The organism is Mycobacterium sp. (assembly GCF_049280035.1).
GTDB lineage: Bacteria > Actinomycetota > Actinomycetes > Mycobacteriales > Mycobacteriaceae > Mycobacterium.
Genome location: NZ_JBAPPI010000009.1, coordinates 1 through 5,577 on the forward strand (window position 1 = coordinate 1; position 5,577 = coordinate 5,577).

A 5,577-nucleotide genomic window follows, 5' to 3' on the forward strand; every position below is an offset into this window, starting at 1 on the left:
AGATGACCCTGGCCACCTCGGCGCGCAGTTCGTCGATGATCTCCTCGCCCGTCGTCTCTGCGTGATCGGCTTGCAAGACAACGAACGCGCAGATCGCCTGACCGGTGGTGTCGTCGGTCGCCCCCACCACTGCGGCCTCCGCGACCCCGGAATGCCCGACCAACGCCGACTCCACTTCGGCGGTCGAGATGCGATGCCCCGAAATGTTCATCACGTCGTCGATGCGACCCAGCACCCAGATCGCCCCGTCGGAGTCATACCGAGCGCCGTCGCCGGCGAAATACCAACCCTGCTCGGCGAACTTCGACCAGTACATTTCGCGAAAGCGATCGGGGTCGCCCCAGATTCCACGCAGCATGGACGGCCAGGGCTGGTCGAGCACCAGGTATCCGCTAGCGTGCTCGCCCTCGTCGGTCGACGGCGGTGAAAGCTTGTTGCCGGCGTCGTCGACGATCTTCGCCGAGATACCGGGCAACGGTGTCATCGCCGATCCCGGTTTGGCCGCAGCGACGCCGGGTAGCGGCGAGATCATCGCCGCGCCGGTCTCGGTCTGCCACCAGGTGTCCACCACCGGAGTGCTGTCGGCGCCGATGACTTTGCGATACCAGCGCCAGGCCTCCGGGTTGATCGGCTCGCCGACCGACCCCAGCAGCCGCAGGCTGGACAAGTCGTGGGCGTCCGGGATTTCGCGGCCCCACTTCATGAACGTTCGGATCATCGTCGGCGCCGTGTAATAGATTGTCGCACCGTACTTTTCGATGATCTCGAAGTGCCGGTGCTGGTTAGGCGTGTCCGGCGTGCCTTCGTAGAGAATCTCCGTCACGCCGTTGGACAACGGGCCATAGACGCTGTAGGTGTGCCCGGTAACCCAGCCGATATCGGCGGTGCACCAGAACACGTCGGTTTCCGGCTTGATATCGAAGACGTGGTGGTGGGTGTAAGACGCCTGGGTGAGATAGCCGCCGCTGGTGTGCACGATGCCCTTGGGCTTGCCGGTGGTGCCCGAGGTGTGGAGCAGGAACAGCGGGTGTTCGGCGTCGAAGGCCTCAGCGCTGTGTTCGGGCGACGCCGCGTCGACGACGTCGTGCCACCACACGTCACGGCCTTGTGTCCACGGGACGTCGATCCCGGTGCGGCGGACCACCACGACGTGTTCGACAGGGCTGTCGCCGTGATCGTCGGACCCGACCGCTTCGTCGGCGGCCGCCTTGAGCGGCGCCGGCTTTCCCCGCCGGAACTGTCCGTCGGCGGTGATCAGCAGTTTGGCTTGGGCGTCAGCGATTCTGGCGCGCAGCGCCGTGGCGGTGAAACCCGCGAACACCACGCTGTGCATGGCGCCCAGCCGCGCGCAGGCCAGCATCGCGATGATGGCCTCCGGGATCATCGGCATATAGATGGCGACGCGGTCACCGGCAACCAGACCCAGACCGCTGAGCGCGTTGGCGGCTTTGCACACCTCGGTCTGCAGGTCGCCATAGGTCAGGGTGCGGCCTTCGCCGACCCGCTCGCCCTCCCAGTGGATCGCGACGCGATCGCCATTGCCGGCTTCGACATGGCGGTCCACGCAGTTGTAGGCCACGTTGAGTGTTCCGCCGGTGAACCATTTGGCGAACGGTGCCTCAGACCAGTCCAGCACCTGGTCGAATGGCTTTGACCATGTCAGTCGGTTGGCCTGTTTGGCCCAGAACTCCAGCCGATCTTGCTCGGCCTCGCGGTACAGCTCGTCGCCGGCGTTGGCTTGCGCGGCGAACGCCGCGGACGGCGGGTAAGACACGGTTGCTGCATGGGTCTCGGTCACCTGGACGAGCGTAATCGGGATGGATCAGCGTCATGTCCGGGCATCGCTGTCGTTAAGAAGAAGTTTGCTTGCCAAGCCGACGGCCGAATGCACCCGGAGTCAGTGCGATCAGTTTTCGAGTCGCTCCAGGCAGTACAGCCGCGCCGGGGTTTGGTAGGAGACCGGCTTGGTTCCCGCCGGACACAACGCAGCATCCGTACTGCCGTCGATACGCGTGACGACCTTGATACCGGTGGCCGAGCCATCGCAGGAGGTTGCGACAAACGTCGGGTCCTTTTCCCCGGCGGATACCGCGTAGCACTGGTCCTGCTTGAGGTTGAGCAATAGGCACAAGGTGGTGGTCCCGTCGAAGAGAATCGAGTAATCGGAGCCCGCACGCTTGCCATCGGGGCACGTCGCCGAGGGACCGCCTCTGGCGGCGACCTCCAATGTCGAATCCGGTTTGTCGCAGTCCTGTGGTGCCGGAGTGAAATTGTTTTCCCGCATGGTGAAGGCACCGACGCATTGCCCGACATTTGCAGAACGAGCCGACTGTCCGACCCGTGAGGCGGAATTGGCTATCTGGCCCATGATCCCGAGCACACCGAGTCCCAGCAGGATCGACCCCACGACGATCAGTGCCGTGCCCGACGATCCACGTGGACGCGGCGCCGGGTAGCCGGCCGGGTAATACGGTGGGTAGGTTGGCGGCTGAGACGGCGGGTAACCACCCGGGTACGGACTCGGCGGCGGGTAACCGGGAGGACCCATCGGGTTGGCAGATGGAGGCAGCCGGCGGCTTCGTGAACGTTGCCGAAGACCGACGATCAACAAGATCAGTCCCACAATGGGAATGCCGAACAAAGCGATCAATTCCCCGGCGTGATAGGCGAGGCTGGTCTCGGCGAGATCGGCGACAGTCACCCGCAGATTGTAGTGGTCACTGCCGATCGGAGGAGGACGGCTTGCGTCGGTTGCGCATCGTGGCGGCGGCCGTGCTGCTGCTTGCCGTCACACCGCTGGCCGGCTGCGGGGTCGGCAATGTCCGCACCGACGTGGTGATCGTCAACGCCGGTGAACCGCAGAACCCGCTGATTCCGACGAATACCAATGACACCAACGGCGGTCGCATCATCGACCGGCTGTTCGAGGGCCTGATGTCCTACGACGCCAACGGCAGGCCCGAGCTAGAAGTTGCCCAGTCGATTGACACCACCGATGAGGTCAACTACCGGATCACCCTCAAGCCCGGGTGGACGTTCAGCGACGGCACACCGGTGACCGCGCATTCGTTCGTCGATGCCTGGAATTACGGCGCGTTGGCCGCCAACGCCCAACTACAGCAGAGCTTTTTCAGCCCGATCGCCGGTTTCGACGAAGTGGCCGCGGCGAAACCGAACGCGACCTCGATGTCCGGGTTGCACGTTGTCGACGACCACGAGTTCACCGTGCGGCTCAAGGCACCGACCATCGACTTCAAACTGCGGCTTGGGTTTTCGCCGTTTTACCCATTGCCGACTGCCGCGTTCAAGGACATGACGACCTTCGGCCAGCATCCGATTGGCAACGGCCCCTACAAGTTCGCCGATGCGCCCAGCGGCGCGGCCTGGCAACACAACGTCAAACTGGATCTGGCGGCCAATCCCGGCTACCACGGCGTCCGGCTACCGCAGAACAAGGGGCTGCGCTTCGTCTTCTACGCCAACCTGGACACCGCGTACGCCGACTTGCTGTCGAGCAATCTCGATGTGCTGGATACGATTCCGTCCAGCTTGCTGTCGGTCTACCGCCGAGATCTTGGTGATCGTTACGTCAGCGCGCCGGCCGCGGCGAACCAGACCCTCGACACCCCGCTGCGGCTGCCGCATTTCGGCGGAGAGGAAGGCAGGTTGCGCCGGCTGGCGATCTCGGCGGCCATCAACCGGGCACAGATTTGCCGCCAGATCTATGCCGGCGCGCGTGCACCGGCGCGTGAATTCACTGCAAGTTCGCTGCCCGGCTTTGACCCGCACATCGAGGGCAACGATGCACTCGACTTCGATCCGGACCGGGCGCGGCGGCTGTGGTCGCAGGCCGATGCGATTTCGAAATGGTCCGGCCGATACGCGATCGCCTACAACGCCGACGGCGGGCACCAGGAGTGGGTGGACGCGGTGGCCAACAACATCAAGAACATTTTGGGTATCGACGCGGTCGGCGCGCCGCAGCCGACCTTCGCCACGTTTCGCACCCAGGTCACCACCCGAAGCATAGCCACCGCTTTCCGCGCCGGTTGGCAGGGCGACTTCCCGTCGATGCTGGAGTTTTTGGAGCCGCTCTTCGTCACCGGGGCGGGCGCTGACGACGTCGGTTACTCCAACCCGCAATTCGACGCCGCGGTCGCCGCGGCCGAAGCCGCGCCCGACTTGCCGCAGTCGTTTGCCCTCACCAACGCTGCCCAGCGAATCCTGCTGCGGGACATGCCCGCCGTGCCGCTGTGGTACACGGTCAGTGTGGCCGGAACATCAGCGGCGGTTAGCCACGTCGCGCTGACCTGGAATGGCCTGCCCGACTACGAGCACATCGTCAAGGCCTGAGATGGGTTGGTATATCGCTCGCCGTGTCGCAATCATGGTTCCGGTTTTTCTCGGCGCCACCCTGCTGATCTATGGCATGGTCTTCCTGCTCCCCGGCGATCCAATTGCCGCACTGGGCGGTGACCGCCCGCTGAGTCCCGCGGTGGCCGCGCAACTGCGCGCCCAATACCACCTCAACGACCCGTTCCTGATGCAGTACGTGCATTATCTGGGCGGCATCGTTCACGGCGACCTGGGGCGGGCCTACTCCGGCCTGCCGGTTAGAGTTGTTCTCGCCCAAGCGTTTCCGGTGACCATCAGGCTCGCCTTGATTGCCCTGACAGTGGAGGCGGTGCTCGGAATCGGCTTCGGGGTGATCGCCGGGTTGCGGCAAGGCGGGATCTTCGACGCCACGGTACTGATCACGAGTCTGGTTGTCATTGCGGTCCCGATTTTCGTGTTGGGGTTTTTGGCGCAGTTCGTTTTCGGGGTCCGGTTAGGTGTCGCCGCGGTCACCGTCGGTGATCAGCCGACGTTCGGCCGGCTGCTGCTGCCCGGTGTGGTGCTCGGATCGGTGTCATTGGCTTACGTGGTCCGGTTGACCCGTTCTGCGGTGGCTGCCAACGCGCACGCCGACTATGTACGGACGGCGGCGGCCACCGGCTTGTCGCGGCCCAGGCTGGTCACCATCCACATCCTGCGCAACTCACTGATCCCGGTGGTGACGTTCTTGGGCGCCGACCTCGGGGCGCTGATGGGCGGAGCGATCGTCACTGAGGGCATCTTCAACATCCATGGCGTCGGGGGAGTGCTCTATCAGGCAGTCACCCGCCAGGAGGCGCCGACGGTGGTGTCGATCGTGACGGTGCTCGTGGTGATTTATCTGGTCACCAATCTGGTGGTGGATTTGCTGTACGCGGCGCTGGATCCCAGGATCCGCTATGGCTGATGGGGGCGCCGAAATGCGTGGCGGCGGCGGGTTTTGGCATGATGCCTGGCGGGGCTTACGGCGCCGTCCAAAATTCGTCATCGCGGCCGCGCTGATCTTGTTCTTTCTTGTGTTGGCGATATTTCCGGCGTTGTTCACATCCGCCGATCCCGGCTACGCCGACCCGTATCAGAGCCTGCTCGCACCGTCGGCGACGCATTGGTTCGGCACCGACCTGCAGGGCCACGACATCTACGCCCGCACGGTATACGGTGCCCGCGCCTCGATCACCGTCGGCGTTGGCGCCACCCTGCTGG

General features: G+C 64.5%; 4 protein-coding genes and 1 pseudogene. 3 read left to right on the plus strand and 2 right to left on the minus strand.

Going from position 1 to position 5,577, the window contains the following annotated elements; all coding sequences use genetic code 11:
- Both acs and WAN71_RS00310 read right to left on the minus strand, forming a co-directional pair.
- The coding region (gene acs, locus WAN71_RS00305) for an acetate--CoA ligase (protein WP_422223420.1) at positions 1-1,798 on the minus strand (1,798 nt) is incomplete at its 3' end.
- 108 nt (positions 1,799-1,906) lie between these two features.
- A complete protein-coding gene (locus tag WAN71_RS00310; protein WP_422223421.1) occupies positions 1,907-2,701 on the minus strand; it encodes an LppU/SCO3897 family protein in 795 nt (264 codons plus the stop codon).
- A gap of 41 nt (positions 2,702-2,742) precedes the next feature.
- On the opposite strand from WAN71_RS00310, the gene WAN71_RS00315 reads away from it, so the two are divergent.
- From WAN71_RS00315 to WAN71_RS00325, 3 genes and pseudogenes are all read left to right on the plus strand, one after another.
- Positions 2,743-4,353, plus strand: coding sequence for a peptide ABC transporter substrate-binding protein (locus tag WAN71_RS00315; RefSeq protein ID WP_422223422.1), 1,611 nt, complete (start codon positions 2,743-2,745; stop codon positions 4,351-4,353).
- Between the two features lies 1 nt (position 4,354).
- Positions 4,355-5,281: an ABC transporter permease gene (locus WAN71_RS00320; protein ID WP_422223423.1), complete on the plus strand. Its 927-nt coding sequence runs from the start codon at positions 4,355-4,357 to the stop codon at positions 5,279-5,281.
- A gap of 13 nt (positions 5,282-5,294) precedes the next feature.
- A pseudogene (locus tag WAN71_RS00325) lies at positions 5,295-5,577 on the plus strand (ABC transporter permease); the annotation flags it as partial.

Excerpts from the sequence above, each read along its gene's own strand:
- WAN71_RS00320 (WP_422223423.1), top strand. The coding sequence starts at position 4,355 with ATGGGTTGGTATATCGCTCGCCGTGTCGCAATCATGGTTCCGGTTTTT.